This is a genomic window from Vreelandella jeotgali Hwa (assembly GCF_000334215.1).
GTDB classification, from domain to species: Bacteria; Pseudomonadota; Gammaproteobacteria; order Pseudomonadales; family Halomonadaceae; genus Vreelandella; species Vreelandella jeotgali.
The window spans coordinates 1-16,757 of sequence record NZ_AMQY01000023.1 but is presented as its reverse complement, the minus strand read 5'-3'; the positions used below and the strand labels follow the sequence as shown (position 1 = coordinate 16,757).

15 protein-coding genes are annotated in these 16,757 nt (G+C 62.4%); 8 read left to right on the top strand and 7 right to left on the bottom strand.

What is annotated here, in order from left to right:
* Positions 1-109: 109 nt before the first annotated feature.
* The 6 genes from purE to C793_RS0110500 all read left to right on the top strand — a co-directional run bounded on the left by purE (position 110) and on the right by C793_RS0110500 (position 7,301).
* A complete protein-coding gene (purE, locus tag C793_RS0110525) occupies positions 110-574 on the top strand; it encodes a 5-(carboxyamino)imidazole ribonucleotide mutase (RefSeq protein WP_040475458.1) in 465 nt (154 codons plus the stop codon).
* Between the two features lie 10 nt (positions 575-584).
* Positions 585-1,784, top strand: coding sequence for an L-2-hydroxyglutarate dehydrogenase (lhgD, locus tag C793_RS0110520; RefSeq protein WP_017430904.1), 1,200 nt, complete (start codon positions 585-587; stop codon positions 1,782-1,784).
* Positions 1,785-2,242: 458 nt separating this feature from the next.
* Complete coding sequence (locus tag C793_RS0110515) at positions 2,243-3,205, top strand: TAXI family TRAP transporter solute-binding subunit (RefSeq protein ID WP_017430903.1); 963 nt, start codon at positions 2,243-2,245, stop codon at positions 3,203-3,205.
* Positions 3,206-3,220: 15 nt separating this feature from the next.
* Entirely contained in the window at positions 3,221-3,835 is a 615-nt protein-coding gene (locus C793_RS0110510; protein ID WP_245550222.1) for a DUF1850 domain-containing protein, read from the top strand.
* A 110-nt stretch (positions 3,836-3,945) separates the two neighbouring features.
* Complete coding sequence (locus tag C793_RS0110505) at positions 3,946-5,952, top strand: TRAP transporter permease (protein WP_017430901.1); 2,007 nt, start codon at positions 3,946-3,948, stop codon at positions 5,950-5,952.
* Between the two features lie 233 nt (positions 5,953-6,185).
* Positions 6,186-7,301, top strand: a complete 1,116-nt coding sequence (locus C793_RS0110500; protein WP_017430900.1) for a 5-(carboxyamino)imidazole ribonucleotide synthase — start codon at positions 6,186-6,188, stop codon at positions 7,299-7,301.
* Positions 7,302-7,470: 169 nt separating this feature from the next.
* On the opposite strand, the gene C793_RS0110495 is transcribed toward C793_RS0110500, so the two are convergent.
* The 5 genes from C793_RS0110495 to C793_RS13880 all read right to left on the bottom strand — a co-directional run bounded on the left by C793_RS0110495 (position 7,471) and on the right by C793_RS13880 (position 12,080).
* Positions 7,471-8,235, bottom strand: coding sequence for a transporter substrate-binding domain-containing protein (locus C793_RS0110495; RefSeq protein ID WP_026106237.1), 765 nt, complete (start codon positions 8,233-8,235; stop codon positions 7,471-7,473).
* A gap of 343 nt (positions 8,236-8,578) precedes the next feature.
* Positions 8,579-9,307: an ABC transporter permease gene (locus tag C793_RS0110490; protein ID WP_017430898.1), complete on the bottom strand. Its 729-nt coding sequence runs from the start codon at positions 9,305-9,307 to the stop codon at positions 8,579-8,581.
* Positions 9,307-10,011: an ABC transporter permease gene (locus tag C793_RS0110485; protein WP_017430897.1), complete on the bottom strand. Its 705-nt coding sequence runs from the start codon at positions 10,009-10,011 to the stop codon at positions 9,307-9,309. Before C793_RS0110485 ends, C793_RS0110490 begins: the two co-directional genes overlap by 1 nt.
* A gap of 50 nt (positions 10,012-10,061) precedes the next feature.
* Entirely contained in the window at positions 10,062-10,832 is a 771-nt protein-coding gene (locus C793_RS0110480) for an ABC transporter ATP-binding protein (RefSeq protein ID WP_017430896.1), read from the bottom strand.
* 222 nt (positions 10,833-11,054) lie between these two features.
* On the bottom strand, positions 11,055-12,080 hold the full coding sequence (locus C793_RS13880; protein WP_017430895.1) for a succinylglutamate desuccinylase: 1,026 nt from the start codon (positions 12,078-12,080) through the stop codon (positions 11,055-11,057).
* 203 nt (positions 12,081-12,283) lie between these two features.
* On the opposite strand from C793_RS13880, the gene C793_RS0110470 reads away from it, so the two are divergent.
* A complete protein-coding gene (locus C793_RS0110470; RefSeq protein ID WP_017430894.1) occupies positions 12,284-12,580 on the top strand; it encodes an MGMT family protein in 297 nt (98 codons plus the stop codon).
* A gap of 98 nt (positions 12,581-12,678) precedes the next feature.
* On the top strand, positions 12,679-14,697 hold the full coding sequence (locus C793_RS0110465) for an NADPH-dependent 2,4-dienoyl-CoA reductase (protein ID WP_017430893.1): 2,019 nt from the start codon (positions 12,679-12,681) through the stop codon (positions 14,695-14,697).
* A 142-nt stretch (positions 14,698-14,839) separates the two neighbouring features.
* Here the strand turns inward: C793_RS0110465 and C793_RS0110460 are convergent, their stop codons facing one another.
* Positions 14,840-15,154 (bottom strand): high-potential iron-sulfur protein, encoded by a 315-nt coding sequence (locus C793_RS0110460; RefSeq protein WP_017430892.1) that lies wholly within the window; start codon positions 15,152-15,154, stop codon positions 14,840-14,842.
* A gap of 409 nt (positions 15,155-15,563) precedes the next feature.
* The gene (locus C793_RS0110455; protein ID WP_017429388.1) at positions 15,564-16,688 is read right to left on the bottom strand and encodes an ISAs1 family transposase; all 1,125 of its coding nucleotides are present in this window, start codon (positions 16,686-16,688) and stop codon (positions 15,564-15,566) included.
* Positions 16,689-16,757: the final 69 nt, after the last annotated feature.

Genomic DNA, 16,757 nt, shown 5'->3' with positions numbered 1-16,757 from the left:
ATCGAGAGGGAGGCGAGCAATGCCGGATCAGGGGAAAGACGCCGCAAACACGGCAGCCGGGCAGACCCACGCCACGACGTTGGAAAGCCGGCCGGTTGTCGGCGTTATCATGGGATCAAAATCGGACTGGCCGGTGATGGAGCATGCCGTTACCACGCTCGAACGGCTGGGCGTGGCCTGTGAAACCCGAGTTGTGTCGGCGCATCGCACGCCGGATCTGCTGTTTGACTATGCCCGGGATGCCGCCGGTCGCGGCCTTGAGGTCATTGTCGCGGGGGCCGGCGGTGCCGCGCACCTGCCGGGTATGGTGGCCTCGCAGACGCCGCTGCCGGTCTTCGGCGTGCCGGTGGAATCCAAAGCGCTCAAGGGGCTGGATTCGCTGCTTTCCATCGCTCAGATGCCCGGCGGCGTGGCCGTGGGCACCCTGGCCATCGGCAAGTCCGGCGCGACCAACGCCGGGCTGCTGGCTGCCCAGGTTATCGGGCTGAATGATGCCCGGGTCCGCGAGAACGTCGAGGCGTTCCGCGCCGACCAGACCCGCGCCGTCCTCGATAATCCCGATCCGCGTTCGTGACAGGCCGCTGATGTACGACTTTATTATTCTGGGCGGCGGCATCCTGGGGATGTCTACCGCCATGCAGCTCAAGCAGACCTACCCCGACCGCCGTATGCTGCTGGTCGAGAAGGAACCCGCGCCGGCATATCACCAGACGGGCCGCAACAGCGGGGTGATTCATGCCGGAGTGTATTACCCGCCCGGCAGCCGCAAGGCGCAGTTCTGTCAGGCCGGCAATCGCGCTACCCGCGAGTTCTGTGACGCCCACGGCGTTGACTACGAGATACGCGGCAAACTGCTGGTAGCCTGCAACGAGCCGGAAGTTCAGCGCATGCGGATGCTGTGGGAGCGTACCGGCGCCAACGGCCTGGAGCGCGAGTGGCTGGGAGCCGACGCCCTGCGCGAACGCGAGCCGGCAATTAGCGGCATCAGCGGTATCCTTGTGCCGTCCAGCGGGATTGTCGATTATGCGGCCGTGGCCCGCGCCATGGCCGCCGAGTTCGAACGCCTGGGCGGTGATATCCGCTATAACACCGACGTTACCGATATTGTCGAGCGTCGCCAGGAAGTGGTGGTCAGAAGCCGCCGGGATGAGTTCAACACGCGCTATCTGGTGACCTGTTCGGGGCTGATGGCGGATCGCGTGGTGCGGATGCTGGGCAAGACGCCGGGGTTCAGTATCTGCCCGTTTCGCGGGGAGTATTTTCGGCTTGCCGAGCGTCACGCCGATGTCGTCAACCACTTGATCTACCCCATTCCCGATCCGTCGATGCCGTTTCTCGGCGTGCACCTGACGCCCATGATCGACGGCAGCATAACCGTGGGCCCCAATGCGGTGCTGGCGCTCAAGCGCGAAGGGTACCGCTGGCGCGATATATCGCCGCGCGATCTGGCCGCTATGCTGGCCGATCCGGGGATTCGCGGGGTGCTGCGGGCCAACCTGAAGTCCGGGTTGGTGGAGATGAAAAACTCGCTGCACCGGAAGGGCTACCTGGCGCTGGTGCAGAAGTATTGTCCCGAGATCACGCTGGAAGATCTTCAGCCCTGCCCGGCGGGCGTGCGTGCCCAGGCCGTCACCCGCGACGGCCGGCTGGTCGATGACTTTCTATTCGTCAATACGCCTCGCACCGTCAACGTGGGTAACGCACCGTCTCCGGCGGCCACCTCGGCGCTGCCCATCGGCGCTCATATCGTGGAACAGGTGAAGCGCCAGGCAGGCGACGCCTAGCACAGCGCTGTTTCTATCCGTGCGTTTTCTATACTGCTTCTTCTTCCGTCCATGCTTCTTCCATCCATGTTTCTTCTGTTCATGCTGACCCTGTCCGGTCTTTTTCCGTCCGGACCTTTTCCCGTCCGGACCTTCTTGAGTGTCTGTTGACCGCCGATGTTCGATATTTTATCGACATTGGCGTTTTGGATCGGTAATAATTGGAATCGTCGATGATAAGCACGAGGTCATGTCGGGCAGTCCAATAAAAATCGCGGCGAATACCTGGCCCTGAAAACGCCTGATCGCCGGGGCTTGCCTGCCGCTGCATCCTGACTGACAATCGCTAAGGCACGCTTGAGAAAAACGCCCCTGCAGCATCTTCTACAACAACACTGTTTGTACAACAAAGCTGTGATAGAACACCTTTAATAAAAAAATCCTTTATAACAAAAGCTTAACAATACTGGAGGCGCACAATGCGAGTTCTTCCCTACGCGCTGGCGGCTACCGCCATCATGACCGCTCCGCTGGCCGGAGCCGATCAACAGCTGTCCATTGCCACCGGCGGTACCGGCGGGACCTACTATCCCTACGGCGGCGGGCTGGCCGAGCTGATCAACAAGCACCTGGACGGCTATGAAGCCGTCGCCGAGGTCACCGGCGCCTCGGTGGAAAACATGGGGCTGGTCTGGCGCGGCGATTCCGACGTGGCGCTGGCGCTGGCGGACACCGTCTACCAGGCCTATAACGGCACCGAGGATTTTGAAAACCGCCAGCTGGACAACGTCCGCGCTCTGGCGTCGATCTACCCCAACGCCGTGCAGCTGGTCACCATGGACGATTCCGATATCGACTCACTGGATGACCTTGAAGGCAAGACGGTATCGGTCGGCGCGCCGGGCAGCGGCACCGAGCTCAACGTCCGGGCACTGCTCGATGCCAACGGCATCGATTACGACGACTTCGAGCCACGGCGGCTGAACTTCAACGAAACGGCGGATGCGATTCGCGATGACGATATCGACGCCGGCTTCTGGAGTGTGGGCCCTCCCACCAGCTCCATCCTCAACCTGGCGACCACCCGCGACGTGCGTCTGGTCGGTCTGAGCGACGAGGAAGTCAGCAACGCTCTGGAAGAAGAGCCGGTATTTGCGCCCTACGAGCTGCGTGCCGGGATGTACGAAGGCATGGACGAGGCGGTGCAGACCATCGGCGTGCCCAACGTGCTGGTGGCCAGCAGCGAGATGGATGACGAGGTGGCCTACAAAATCACCCGGCTGCTGTTTGAACATACCGACGAGCTGATCGACATTCATCCGGCGGCCAACGACACCACCGTCGAGTTCAGCGTCGACTCCACGCCGATTCCCTTCCAGGCGGGGGCGCTTCGCTACTATGAAGAAGTCGACGCCGACGTGGCCGAAAAGCAGCGCCGCTAACGCGGGTAGCGCGGCATGACAGTCATCCATACGGCCATCATGTTGAGGCGAGCTTTGCGGCTCGCCTCGCTGCTGTTTCTGATCGTTGCCATACCCGGGGCCGGCGCGGCCCAGGCCGATGACGTGCCCCTGCGCTGGTGGCTTCAGGTGGTGCAAGCCGACGGCGAACCGCTGGTGAGCGTGCCGATGCCGCCGAGTGCGGGCTGGTGCATGGCGTGGAATCATTCGGTGGAAGGTTTCACCGTGAACGACTGCTATCGCAACCGCAACGGCCGAATGGTGCTCGAACGCAGCCACCTGCCGGACTTTGCCGCGGGGCTCGATCATATCCCCGGCCGGGGTCGGCAGCGCTCCGACGGGCACGGCGGCTACTGGATCGAGGACATCGACGAGCCGGTGCCGGGTAATCGTTACCGGCTCAGAGTGGGCGGCCCGGCAGTAAATCATCGGCTGATAAGCCGCGGCACGCCCGAGCTGGAAACCCTGGTGCAGCGCGCTCGACAGCGTGGCCTGCCGGTGCAGCTTCCTCGTTCCGGCGATGCCGACATGACCCCGATCTCGCTCAGCGATACCGCTGCCGACCGTGCCGTGACGGTTCAGCTGATTGAGCGCGACCCCGCTGATCCCTGACGTCTCTCCACGCTCCCCGGCTGCCGCACACGGCAGTCGGATTGGCACACCTCATGGACCGGCAGCAGCCCCCGGCGCCATGACCATGCCCCAACAACGAGAATATCCCCATGAGCGAAACGGCTGAATCTCCCGTCATTCCCGGTAGCCAGGCCGATCATTCCCGCCCGATGCTCTGGCTGATCAGCCTGGTCGCCATCGCGCTGTCGCTGTTTCAGCTGTACGCCGCCGGTATCGAGCCGCTGGGGCTTTTCTATCAGCGCAGCATCCATCTGGCGTTTATCATGATGCTGGCTTTTCTGATGCTTCCCGTATTCGGCCCCGGGCGCAAACGCGGGCTGTTCGGCGGGGCGCTGGATCTGGCGTTTTTTGCCGGTGCGGTGATAACCGGCGGCTACCTGGTTTTCAACCTGGACGCCATTTTTCAGCGCGCCGGCTTCTGGACGCAGACCGACATCGTGATTGGCTGCATTGCCACTATCACCGTGCTGGAAGCCAGTCGGCGTGCCGTGGGACTGGGCATGACCGCCATCGGTATTATCGCCATTCTCTATGCTCTGGCGGGGCCGCGCGGCGATCTGCCGTGGCTGGGACAGTTCCTGCCCGGGGTGCTTGAGCATCGCGGCTACAACATCGACCGGCTGGTGGGCCAGCTGTATCTGGGGCAGGAGGGCATCTTCGGTCTGCCCATGGGAGTGGCCGCCACCTATATTTTCATCTTTGTGCTGTTTGGCGCTTTTCTGGAAATCACCGGCGCCGGCCAGTTTTTCATCGACCTGGCCTATGCGGCGACCGGTCGCCAGCGCGGCGGGCCGGCCAAGGCGGCGGTCATCGCGTCGGCGGGTATGGGGTCGATTTCCGGCAGCGCCCTGGCCAACGTCGTGACTACCGGCGCCTTTACTATCCCGCTGATGAAACGCCTGGGTTACAAACCCGAGCAGGCGGGGGGCATTGAAGCGGCTGCGTCCACCGGCGGTCAGATCATGCCGCCGCTGATGGGGGCCGGGGCCTTTCTGATCGCCGAATATACCCGGATGCCTTATCTCGATGTGGTCAAGGTCAGCATTCTGCCGGCGGTGATGTATTTCGGCACCGTCTATCTTTTTGTCCATATTATTGCGCTGAAGCAGGGCATGCAGGGCATGGCCAGCGACAAGCTGCCCAAGGTGCGCGATGTGATGGCGACCGGCTGGCATTTCCTGCTGCCGCTGGCGGTGCTGGTATGGTTGCTGGTCATGAATATGTCACCCATGCGCGTGGGCTACTACGCGATTGTGACCATCATCTCCGTGGCGGTGTTGCGCTTTGCGGTGTGGTTCTGGTTTGTTGGCCCCCGGCGCGGCGAGCCGGTGACCGCGCCGCGTCTGTATCGGGCGATTCGCGGCGGGCTGATTCGTCTGCTCCAGGGGCTGGAGCTCGGCGCGCGCAATGCCGTCTCGGTGTCCATGGCCTGTGCGGTGGCGGGGATTATCGTCGGCGTGGTAGGTCTGACGGGGCTGGGGCTCAAGTTTTCGTCGATGATGATTACCCTGTCCGGTGGCCATCTGCTGCTGGCGCTGGTGCTGGTGGTGTTGGCGAGCCTGGTGCTGGGCATGGGGCTACCGGTCACCGCCAGCTACATCGTGCTGATTGTGCTGGTAGGGCCGGCGCTGTCCAACGAGTTTGGCGTGCCTCTGTTGATCGCGCATCTGGTGGTGTTCTGGTATTCGCAGGACTCCAACGTGACGCCGCCAATAGCGCTGGCCGGCTTCGCCGGGTCGGCGATTGCCGGCTCCAAACCCATGCCCACGAGTTTCCAGGCGTGGAAGTTTGCCAAGGGGCTGTACCTGGTGCCGCTGTTCATGGTGTACAACCCCGAGATTATCGTGGGCGGCCCGGTGGCGCTGGTGGTCTGGAGCGCAGTGGGCGGGCTTCTGGCGCTGGGTGCGTTTGCCGCCTCGCTGGAGGGCTATCTGTTCACCCGCTTATCGGCGATAACGCGCCTGATGCTGCTGCCCGGCATTGTCGGCGTGTTTTATCCCGATCTGACGGCCGAGGTGGCCGGCACGGCGCTAATCGTGGTGCTGATGGTCGGCAACTGGCTGGCCAGTCGGCGCGAGTCGTTGCCTGCTACCTGAGCCAGCTCTACAGGCGCCGGTGTATGCTGCCCGGACGCGTTTTCCCGCGCCTGGTCAACGTGCCATAATCCCCGGCAGTGCCGGGGTTGAGCAGATCCTGCCCGTCAGCTGCACGCTGTTGTTATCGGCATTGCACGCCTAGCTGGCGTGTGTGTCCGGCATGCTTTTCCCCAGGCGCCCTGGCGGCGCGTTTTCTGACGTATTTTCCGGAGATTCGACATGGGAGGTTTGACATGAATGTGGGCATACTTGGCGCCGGCCAACTCGGGCAGATGCTGGCGCTTGCGGGCTATCCGCTGGGCAGCCGCTTTACCTTCCTGGACACCACCGGCAGCCACAGTGCGGATCTCGGTGAGATTATCAGCGATCCGCACAACCGCCGGCTGAACGAGTTTCTCGAACGCGTGGACGTGGTAACGCATGAGTTCGAGCATCTTCCCGTGTCGCTGATCCGCGAGATCGAGGCGCATCGCCCGGTGTATCCGAGCAGCCGTGCCATTGCCGTGTGTCAGAACCGGGTGAAGGAAAAAGCGCTGTTCGACCGGCTGGGTATCCCCACGCCCGACTACCGGGTGGTGACCAGCGCCGCCGAGCTGGCGGACGCCGCGCAGACGCTGGGCTGCCCGGTGGTGGCGAAGTCCGCGACCGAGGGCTACGACGGCAAGGGGCAGGCGGTACTCCGGACGCCTGACGCCGCCGGCGACGCCTGGGCGGATATCGGCCACGAGCAGCTGGTTGTGGAGGCGTTCGTGGATTTTGTCCGCGAGGTTTCCATCATCGCCGTACGCGGCCGCGACGGCGCGGTGCAGTTTTATCCCATGGCGGAAAACCAGCACGTCGACGGCATTCTGCGCTATTCGGTAGCGCCGCTGCCCGATCTTGACGCGACCGTACAGCAAACCGCAGACGATTATATCCGCGCGTTGCTCGATGAGCTGGACTACGTTGGCGTCCTGGCGCTGGAGCTGTTTCAGACCCGTGACGGTAAGCTGCTGGCCAACGAGATGGCGCCCCGGGTGCACAACTCCGGGCACTGGACCATGGACGGCGCGGTAACCAGCCAGTTTGAAAACCATCTGCGCGCCGTTCAGGGGCTGCCGCTGGGCGAAACCGCCGCGGTGGCGACCACCTGCATGGCCAACGTGATCGCCCGGGAGCCGGACAGCAGCCGGTTGCTGGGCCAGGCTGACGTGCATCTGCACCGCTACGGCAAGTCGGAACGCGCCGGGCGCAAGCTGGGGCACGTCAACGTGGTGGCACGCGATCATGCCGAGCTGGCGCGCAAACTCGAGGCCTGTGCCGCGCTGCTGCCCGATGCCCCCGAGCCGATGTTCAGCTTTTTGCCGTAATTTGCCGAGCTGGAGCAGAAAGTTGCAGAGCTGGAACAGAAGGAGAGCCGGATCAAAAAACGCCCGGTAGCCAGCCTGCTACCGGGCGTTTCATTGGCCTTTGCCTGTGGTTGGGGCAAAAGCCCCTCAGCGCCGGGTCAACGGCATGAGGGTGACCCGGCGTTGCCGGTTACTCGAAATAGCGTGCCTTGATGTCGTCGTAGGTGCCGTTTTCCTGCAGCGTGTCCAGTGCCTGGTTGAAGGCAGCGGCGAGATCCTCGTTGCGCTGGCGGAAGGCCATGCCGAAGCCGTCGCCGAAGTATTTTTTCGGCTCGGTGATCATGTCGCCGACCACTTCGTAGTCGCGGTTGTCGCTTTCCAGCAGCGTTGACTGGCCCACGGGGTAGTCCAGAAAGACGATATCCAGGCGCTCCGACTCCATATCCAGCACCATGTCGTCGGCGGTGGAGTAGCGGTTGATATCGGCGATATCGCCGTACATGTCGGTGGCGTAGTTATCCTGGAGGGTGCCGCGCTGGACGCCGACGCTCAGGCCGTCCAGGGATTCCTTCGAAGGCTCGTCAAGATCGCTGGACGACGGGATGAACCAGGCCGAAGGCGGGGTGAAATACGGATCGGAGAACAGCACTTTTTTGCGGCGTTTGTCGTTGATGGTCATCGACGACATGATGGCATCGTACTTGCGCGCCATGAGTCCCGGAATGATGCCGTCCCAGCCTTGTACGACCCATTCGCATTCCCGGTTCATCTCGGCGCACATGGCGTTACCCAGCTCAATATCGAAACCGGTGAGCTCGCCTTCGGCGGTACGGAATTCCATCGGCTCGTAGGGGACGTCCACACCGATACGGATCGTATCGTCGGCCTGCGCCTGAGCAGCGGTGGCGGTTGCAACGGCCAGGGTAAGCATCGAAAGGGTGAGTCGTTTTGTCATTATCGTCTCCATGGTATTGCCATGAGGGAGGTCAGGCACTGAGCGCTGCTCCCCGTTTTCGTGACTCCGGCAGGACACCGGAGACAACCTTGTTCGGCGCCGAGGCCGATTCATTGATCCTACCGGCCGCCAGGGCGCCTGACCAGTATTGGCCGGGCACGTTCAGAGCTATTGCCGTCAGCCTTGACCCATCGAGCGAGCCGTCAACCGGTCGGCGAGGGGCGCTATCCATCCATCCCTGGACGCTACCTACGCCATCCCTGGCGTAGAACCCCTCTTCGACCTGTTCCCGGCTCTTCGGGCATGGCCAACCTCGATGGCCATGCGGGCACGTTGTTGACGATCAGTTCAGGGGCTTCAGGTGTGCCATCAGCCGTTTTTCCAGAAAGCGGAAAAAGTACAGCACGGTAAAGGTCAGGCAGAGGTAAATGGCGGCCACGAACAGAAACGCATCGAAGGGCGCGTAAAAGCGTGCATAGATAAAGCGCGCCGCGCCGGTGAGGTCCATCAGGGTGACAACGCTGGCGATGGCGCTGGCATGCAGCATGAAAATGACCTCGTTGCCGTAGGCCGGCAGGGCGCGCCGAAAGGCGCTGGGAATCACAATGCGTCTTAGCGCCAGCATGGGCGACATGCCGTAGGCGCGCGCCGCTTCGATTTCGCCTTTGGGGGTGGCCTTGATCGCCCCCCGGAAAATTTCCGTGGTATAGGCGGCCGTGTTCAGCGTGAAGGCCACCAGCGCCGGGACGAAGGGTTCCTTGACGATGGGCCACAGCCAGGATTCCTGAATGCCTTCGACAAACACCACGCCGTAATAGATCAGATAGAGCTGTACCAGCAGCGGCGTACCGCGAAACACATAGGTATACAGAAAGATCGGCCACTTGATCACACCGCGGCGCGAGCTGCGGCCAATGGCCAGCGGCACGGCCATGACCAGACCGATGATCAGCGACAGGAATACCAGCTGAACGGTGGTGACCAGGCCGTCTCCGTAGTAGGACAGCGTTTGCAGGGTGAAGATGCTGTTGTCGGCAAGGAGGCCGTCCAGCCAGTCGAGAAGCGCTTGCATTAGTCATCCTCCCCGTAGCCGATGCTGTAGCGTTTTTGCAGGCGGGCAAAAATCCATTCCGAGACGCTGGCAATCATCAGATACAGCGCCGCCACGACCAGCATGAAGGTAAACGGCTCGCGGGTGGCCTTGGAGGCTTCGGCGGCGATACGCACCATATCGGCCAGGCCGATAACCGAGACCAGCGCGGTGGTCTTGAGCAGTACCATCCAGTTGTTGGACAGCCCGGGCAGGGCGTGACGCATCATCTGGGGAAAACGGATTCGCCAGAATACCAGCCGCGGGGTCATGCCGTAGGCCTTGCCGGCCTCGATCTGGCCGTTGTCCACGGCCATGAAGGCGCCGCGAAAGGTTTCTCCCATGTAGGCGCCGAAAATCAGCCCGATGGTGACCACGCCGGCAACAAATTCGTTGATATTGATGAAGATGTCGATGCCGGTAGCGTCGTAGAGCGAGTCGGTGAGCGCATTGACGCCGATCTGCCCGCCGAAAAACAGCAGCATCATCAGCACCAGGTCGGGCACGCCGCGAATCAGCGTGGTATACAGCGTGGCCAGACGGTGGGCAACCGTACTATGCGACATCTTGGCACTGGCGGTAACCAGACCCAGCACCAGCGCGAGTATCAGCGACAGCACGGCCAGCGCCAGGGTCACGCCGGCGCCTTCCAGCAGCCTTGGGCCGTAGCCCTGTAAATCCAGCATGGATGTAGTCTCCGGAATCCTCGGAATCAGTATGCGTCGGGCGTCGGGTATCAGTATTTGGGCGCCAAAAACTGCTTGAGGCGCGCTGACTGCGGATTTTTCAGCACCTCGGCAGGGTCGCCGGCTTCTTCGACCTGGCCTTCGTGGAGATACATCACCTGGCTGGAAACGTCCCGGGCAAAGCCCATTTCGTGGGTGACCACCACCATGGTGCGGCCTTCGTCCGCCAGGCCGTGCATGACCTTGAGCACATCGCCGACAAGCTCGGGGTCCAGTGCCGAGGTGGGCTCGTCAAACAGCATGACTTCGGGGTCCATGGCCAGCGCCCGGGCAATCGCGCCGCGCTGCTGCTGTCCGCCGGAAATCTGCGCGGGGTAGGCATCGGCCCGGTGGCTCAGCCCCACTCGTTCGAGCAGCGCTCCGGCGTGTTCCGTGGCTTCCTTGCGCGACTTGCCCAGCACATGGATCGGCGCCTCGATGATATTTTCCAGCACCGTCATGTGCGCCCAGAGGTTGAACCCCTGAAACACCATCGACAGTTTGGCGCGCATGCGCACGACCTGCTTCCAGTCGGCGGGCTCGCGCCCTCGGGCGGTCGATTTGAAGCGCACCGGTTCGCCGTGCACGATCAGCTCGCCGTCGTCGGGCTGTTCCAGCAGATTCATGCAGCGCAGGAAGGTGCTTTTGCCCGACCCCGAGGCGCCAATCAGGGTGATGACATCCCCCTTGTGGGCTTTCAGCGACAGACCTTTCAGCACCTCCGTGTCGCCAAAGCGTTTGGTAATGTTGTTCACTTCAAGGGGAAGGGGCGTGTCGGCCATAAAATAGGCTCCAAAACAGGGGTTACCGTAGCAACGCTGGCGGTCAGTGAGAGCGCTGGCGCCGGCATGATCCGAATCAACGATGGCCGTTACCGGACAACAGGCGTCGATAGTCAGGGACGGCGCCAAAAAAGCAATAATTCTAACAGGGCAGCGTGATCCGGGGCGCAGTGCGCTCGATGTTATCGGGACGTTTTTGTTACCGGGTGCTGCCGGTGGTGCTTAGGGTTGATGACTGTCGTGAGTCGATGCCTGTCGGGATGGCGACGGGCAGGGCGCCGGGGTGACCAGCAGGGCGGCCCGGGCGCCGATTTCAACCTGCGCGTTGGGAAACACAACGTGCAGCGGTGAGTCCTCTACTCTCGTGTCGCCGGCCTGGTCATCCCGGGCCAGACAGGTGCCCGGCTCGAAGGCCGTGAAATTGGGCGTATCCTCGGGGAAACAGAGTGAAAAACCGGCACTATGGCGTATCAGTTCCTGCTCGACGTGAAAGAACGCCATCCCGTCGGTGGGGGCTTCATCCGGCAGTTCGCCCCGGCACAGCGCCTGCAACAGGGTCAGCATGGGGGCCAGCGGTGCCGTATCATTATGCCCGAACGGGGCGACTCGGCCCAGCTCGAGGGTGAAGGCCTGAGCCTTGTGATAATGCTTGCTGTAATGCGAAAACGTCCAGCTGTGCCCTTGCTGATACAGCGCGGCCTGAAGGCCGGCTGCGGCCAGATAGCGCCACTGGGCAGGGTCCGTGGGCGCATCGCCACGGGTCGCGACGGCAAAACGGGGGTACAGGCTTTCGCGTATGGCGGTGTGAAGGTCGTAGTGCAGCGGCGTGAGATGAGCGTGGCGCGCGTAAAACGCATCCACCTGCGCCATGAGCTCGCGGGCGCGGTCGGGTTCCATGCCTTCAGCGTCCAGATCGTGCCGGAAAAGTCGATTCAGGTTGGTATCCACAAAGCGTGTACCGGCGCGCAAAGCGGGTATGTTGCCCAGAATGATCAACAGCGGCGCGCCGAGGCATAACGCGTCGCTTTCGATAGCGCTGAGCAGTTGGCCGATCAGCTCTACCGGCGCGGTTTCATTGCCGTGAATCGCGGCTGACATAATGCAGGCATGCGCATGAGGCGCGCAGTTGGCAGGCTCCAGCTCGAGTACGCCGGGGGCATGCAGCGTATAGCGTGCGGATGGCAAGGTTCCCGATGCCGTATCCGGCCATACTCCATCCAGCGTCCAGTCCAGCCATTCGCTCAGCATTGCTTGCTCCTCTGCTACATCTGTTGCCGTTGATTGTTGTCGCCTGTTTGGCAGCAGTGGTTCCGGGCAGGGTTGCCAACGGAACAGGACTCACCTTTGCGCGCCGCCAATGATGACGCAAGCTTGAGCGTCGTCGCGATGAAAAACCCGGTGCGCAAATGAAAACCGTCCGCGTACCGGTAAAGCCTACAACGGGAGATAACATGGCCGCTTCCGCGCAGCGGGAAAGAATTTATACCGTCGTGGCGCAGATTCCGCCGGGGCGGGTGACCACCTACGGCCGGGTAGCCCGGCTGGCCGACGCGCCCACGCCGCGCATGGTGGGTAGCGCCATGCGTCATCTACCCGAGGACAGCACCCTGCCCTGGCACCGGGTCATAGCCGCTTCGCGCCGGCTGGCCGACCACGGCGGCGCCGAGCGCCAGCGGGAACGGCTTTTAGCCGAAGGTATCAGCTTTACTGCGGCCGGAAAGGTCCCTGAGTCGCGGCTCTGGCCCTGATACGTAGCGGCCAGGGCTATACGCGTCGCGCGGAATGTCATACGCTTGTTTGAAATTGCCCGCGGGGCAGGACAAACCCCCTGTTTCCAGGAGACCGTATGACCGCTTATCCCCAGCTTTTCGAGTCCATTAAGCTTGGTTCGCTGACTCTGGCCAACCGGGTTCTGATGGGATCCATGCACACCAACCTGGAAGAAGTGCCCGGTGGCTTCGAACGCCTGGCGGCTTTTTACGCCGAGCGGGCGCGCGCCGGCGTGTCGCTGATCGTGACCGGCGGTATTGCGCCCAATCCCGAAGGTGCCGTGTTCAAGGGAGCGCATGCGCTTACTCAGGAGGCGCAGCTGCCGGAGCACCGTCAGGTCGTGGATGCCATTCACGCCGAAGGCGGGCATGTGTGTATGCAGATTCTGCATGCCGGGCGCTATGCCTACTCGCCGGAGCCCGTGGCCCCGTCGGCGATTCAGGCGCCCATCAATCCGTTTCCTCCGCGTGCTCTCGAAAGCAGCGAGATCGAACAGCAGGTCGACGACTACGTGCGCTCTGCTCGCCTGGCGCAGCAGGCCGGGTACGACGGCGTCGAGATCATGGGGTCTGAGGGCTACCTGATCAACCAGTTTATCTGTCAGCGCACCAACCAGCGCGATGATGACTGGGGCGGGAGCTTTGCCAACCGCACCCGGTTTGCGCTGGACATCGTACGCCGCATCCGCGAGGCCACCGGCGATGCCTTTGTACTGATCTTCCGTCTGTCGATGATCGACCTGGTCGAAGATGGCAGCACCTGGGAAGAGGTCGTGGCACTGGGTCATGCGCTGGAAGCGGCGGGGGTCGACGCCATCAACACCGGCATTGGCTGGCACGAAGCGCGTGTCCCGACGATTGTCACCAGCGTGCCCCGCGCGGCTTTTACCGCCGTTACCCAGCGCATGAAGGCCGAGCTGGGGGTGCCCCTGATTGCGACCAACCGCATCAACATGCCTGACGTGGCCGAGGGGGTGCTGGTGGACGGGCATGCCGACATGGTGTCCATGGCGCGCCCGTTTCTCGCCGATGCCGACTGGGTCGCCAAGGCGCAGGAAGGCAAGGCCGACGAGATCAATACCTGTATCGCCTGTAACCAGGCCTGTCTCGACCACACCTTTGCCGGCAAGTTGACGTCCTGCCTGGTCAACCCGCGTGCCTGCCATGAAACCGAGCTGGTCGTGGAAGCAGCAGCGTCTGCCCGGCAGGTTGCCGTGGTCGGCGGCGGCCCCGCGGGTCTGGCCGCTGCCGTTACCGCCGCCCGCCGCGGGCATCGCGTGGTGCTGTTTGAGCAGCAGTCGAAGCTGGGCGGTCAGTTCAACCATGCGCGCCGGATTCCCGGCAAGGAAGAATTCAGCGAAACGCTGCGCTATTACCGCGTCATGCTCGACAAGTATGGGGTGGATATTCGTCTGAACACCGCCGCTCGGCCCGAGGTGCTGAACGACTTTGACGAGGTCATACTCGCCACCGGCGTACGCCCGCGGGCAATCGAGCTGCCGGGTATCACCGAGGGTATCGAGGAAGGCCGGGTCTTGAGCTATGCCGAGGCCATCGAACAGCCCGAGCGAGTGGGCCGGCGCGTGGCGATTATCGGTGCCGGGGGTATCGGATTCGACGTGGCAGAGTTGCTGGTCAACCAGGCGGCTACCGCGCTGGATATTGAGGCCTGGTGCCGTGAATGGGGCGTGGACATGGGCGTTGAAGCCCGGGGTGGCTTGGCCGCTCCCGAAACGCCACAGGTTTCCCGGGAGGTTGTCATGCTCCAGCGCAAGACCAGCAAACCCGGAAAAGGGCTGGGCATCACTACCGGCTGGGTACACCGCGCAACGCTGAAAAAGCACGGGGTAAGCATGCTGCCGGGCTGCGAGTACGAACGCATCGATGACTCGGGGCTGCATATCAGCCGCGACGGTGAAGCCCAGTGTCTGGATGTCGATACCATCGTGGTGTGCGCCGGCCAGGAATCGGTACGCGAACTGGTCTCGCCGCTGGAAGCCCAGGGGGTGCATGTCATTGGCGGCGCTGAGGAAGCCGCGGAGCTGGACGCCAAGCGCGCCATTGATCAGGGCACTCGCGTGGCGGCGGCTCTCTGATAGCCTGTTCTGTGCGACGCCGGAGTGAGGCTGTAGTGGCCGGCAGTGACCCGGCCATATACAACCAAAAAAGTCCGCCGGCAGTCGCCGGCGGACTTGCAGGCCTGATGCATCAAAACTCAGGCGTGGGTCTTGCGTTGTATTACCCGGCGGTGGTCCAGGACTGGCACCAGCCCTTGGGCTCGACACTGTGCTGCGGGAAGAGCTGGCAGCCCTTGTTTTCTTCCGTGTAGAACATGCAGTTGGCGCAGTGCTGACCGTCTTCGTACGCGGGATGGTCGCTGGCCTCACTGGCCACTTCCACGTAGTTGAGCGCCTTGGCGTTGCTGGCTGTCGGGTCCAGCCGGGGCAGGGTTTCGGCAAAGGCCGTCTGCGAGAGAATGCCCGCGCCCAGCGGCAGGGCGGCAAGCCCCAGCACGCCGGTGCGCATGAAATCGCGTCGACTCTGATTGGCCATGGTATCTCCTGTTGCTATCGCGTTGGATCACGGTAGTCAGGTGGGGTTTCCACCCGGTGCATCAGGGCGGTTTTATCGATGCCCTGGTAGCCGCCTCTTACGGGCAGTCTTGAACCCATGCTAGCCGAACGCGTCGTAATATGCGACGGGTTTAACGTCATTATGCGGCAAACTGCCACACGGCCGGCGGCATGGCGCTACGCAGCGCACGGATACGCTGATATGCTTATGCACTGTCATGTGGCTTGGCCATCGTCATCCGCAGCCGGCGGTGGGCCGCTGTCGATGCGTCGTCTGCCGCTGCCTTGTTACCCATCTGCGCGTAAAGTATCGCCCAATGCGGGCGGTGATAAAAGCGCGCACCGCAACGCGGTGCCGGGGCAGGGCAATCGCACGTAAAGAAGACGTCTCATTCCAGGCCAAGTAGATGGGCGCGATAGTCGTCAGAGGTAGCCGCAAGGATACGCTTGGTCTTGAAGCTTCCCCTGCGTTTTATCGGATCCAGACGAATGACATTGAGCGTCAATCGCTTGAGAATGGCCAGATTATGTCCCGCATGCGCCGTTCGTGCCCGCATCTGATCATCAGCAAAGGTGACGTCGAGGCACCAGTGTACCTGGTTCTCGATGCGCCAGTGCTGTCGAACTGCCCTGGCCATTTGCTCGGCATTCGGTTCCAGGCTACTGATGTAATAACGGTAGTCACGTTCCATTCTACCCCGGTACTCGCGTGTTGACTCAATAACGGCGAAGCAGCGCATGTCCGGCCAGCGATCAGGCTTTGGCAGGCAGTCCAGCGCATCGAACACGTAGCAACGCCGTGTTTCCAGGCGGCCATGTGCCTTGTTTACCTCCTCCTTGAATTGATGCGGGGTCTGCGATGCCGGTGCCATCCCGAATTGTTCGAAGAAGTCGTCGATTGCCTCCTTGAGTTGCGGTTGGTTCTCCTTGATAGCCAGTACATAGTCGGCCCGCCTCTCGCGGATCGCCTGCGCGATCGAAGGCTGAGTGCCCATGGCGTCGATGGTGACAATGCACCCTTCCAACGCCAGAGTCGCCAGCAGGTCCGGGATGGCGGTCTTCTCGTTAGACCTGGTGGCAGTCGCCTGCTGGCCGAGAATGACGCCAGCATCAGCGGCAAAGGCACTGACGAGGTGCAGAGGCGCTTCGCAGGCCCTGGCCGACCGCCGGCTGGTCTTGCCGTCCAGGGCCACAACCTGAGGCGAGAGGTTGGGCAGAACGCCGTCTATCCAGCGCCGGAAGGTCACTTCGAACTCGCGTGGATCCATCAAACCGAAGAGCCGGGCAAAAGTGTCATGCGATGGGATCCCATTGGGCAGGTTGAGGTATTGACGAAGCCAGGAGAGCTTTTCCCGGGCCCACAATTCAATTTCTTCAAACGTATCGGCGCCAACAAGTACGCCGCAGACGGCGACGGTGAGCAAGTCAGGCAAGGGGTGCTGCACCTGGCTGGAGTGACGTGGGTCGGTAACGCAGGCGAAGATATCCAGAATCGGTGTGGCCGTCTGATGCATCAGGTCCTCTGGTCAAATGCCACAGCTATATCGAATCACTCTGCATGATTCAATTGCGAACGAATCTCG

Excerpts from the sequence above, each read along its gene's own strand:
- C793_RS0110510 (WP_245550222.1), top strand. The coding sequence starts at position 3,221 with ATGACAGTCATCCATACGGCCATCATGTTGAGGCGAGCTTTGCGGCTC.
- lhgD (WP_017430904.1), top strand. The coding sequence starts at position 585 with ATGTACGACTTTATTATTCTGGGCGGCGGCATCCTGGGGATGTCTACC.
- C793_RS0110500 (WP_017430900.1), top strand. The coding sequence starts at position 6,186 with ATGAATGTGGGCATACTTGGCGCCGGCCAACTCGGGCAGATGCTGGCG.
- C793_RS0110470 (WP_017430894.1), top strand. The coding sequence starts at position 12,284 with ATGGCCGCTTCCGCGCAGCGGGAAAGAATTTATACCGTCGTGGCGCAG.
- C793_RS0110485 (WP_017430897.1), bottom strand. The coding sequence starts at position 10,011 with ATGCTGGATTTACAGGGCTACGGCCCAAGGCTGCTGGAAGGCGCCGGC.
- purE (WP_040475458.1), top strand. The coding sequence starts at position 110 with ATGGGATCAAAATCGGACTGGCCGGTGATGGAGCATGCCGTTACCACG.
- C793_RS0110465 (WP_017430893.1), top strand. The coding sequence starts at position 12,679 with ATGACCGCTTATCCCCAGCTTTTCGAGTCCATTAAGCTTGGTTCGCTG.
- C793_RS0110495 (WP_026106237.1), bottom strand. The coding sequence starts at position 8,235 with ATGACAAAACGACTCACCCTTTCGATGCTTACCCTGGCCGTTGCAACC.
- C793_RS0110490 (WP_017430898.1), bottom strand. The coding sequence starts at position 9,307 with ATGCAAGCGCTTCTCGACTGGCTGGACGGCCTCCTTGCCGACAACAGC.
- C793_RS13880 (WP_017430895.1), bottom strand. The coding sequence starts at position 12,080 with ATGCTGAGCGAATGGCTGGACTGGACGCTGGATGGAGTATGGCCGGAT.
- C793_RS0110455 (WP_017429388.1), bottom strand. The coding sequence starts at position 16,688 with ATGCATCAGACGGCCACACCGATTCTGGATATCTTCGCCTGCGTTACC.
- C793_RS0110480 (WP_017430896.1), bottom strand. The coding sequence starts at position 10,832 with ATGGCCGACACGCCCCTTCCCCTTGAAGTGAACAACATTACCAAACGC.
- C793_RS0110515 (WP_017430903.1), top strand. The coding sequence starts at position 2,243 with ATGCGAGTTCTTCCCTACGCGCTGGCGGCTACCGCCATCATGACCGCT.
- C793_RS0110460 (WP_017430892.1), bottom strand. The coding sequence starts at position 15,154 with ATGGCCAATCAGAGTCGACGCGATTTCATGCGCACCGGCGTGCTGGGG.
- C793_RS0110505 (WP_017430901.1), top strand. The coding sequence starts at position 3,946 with ATGAGCGAAACGGCTGAATCTCCCGTCATTCCCGGTAGCCAGGCCGAT.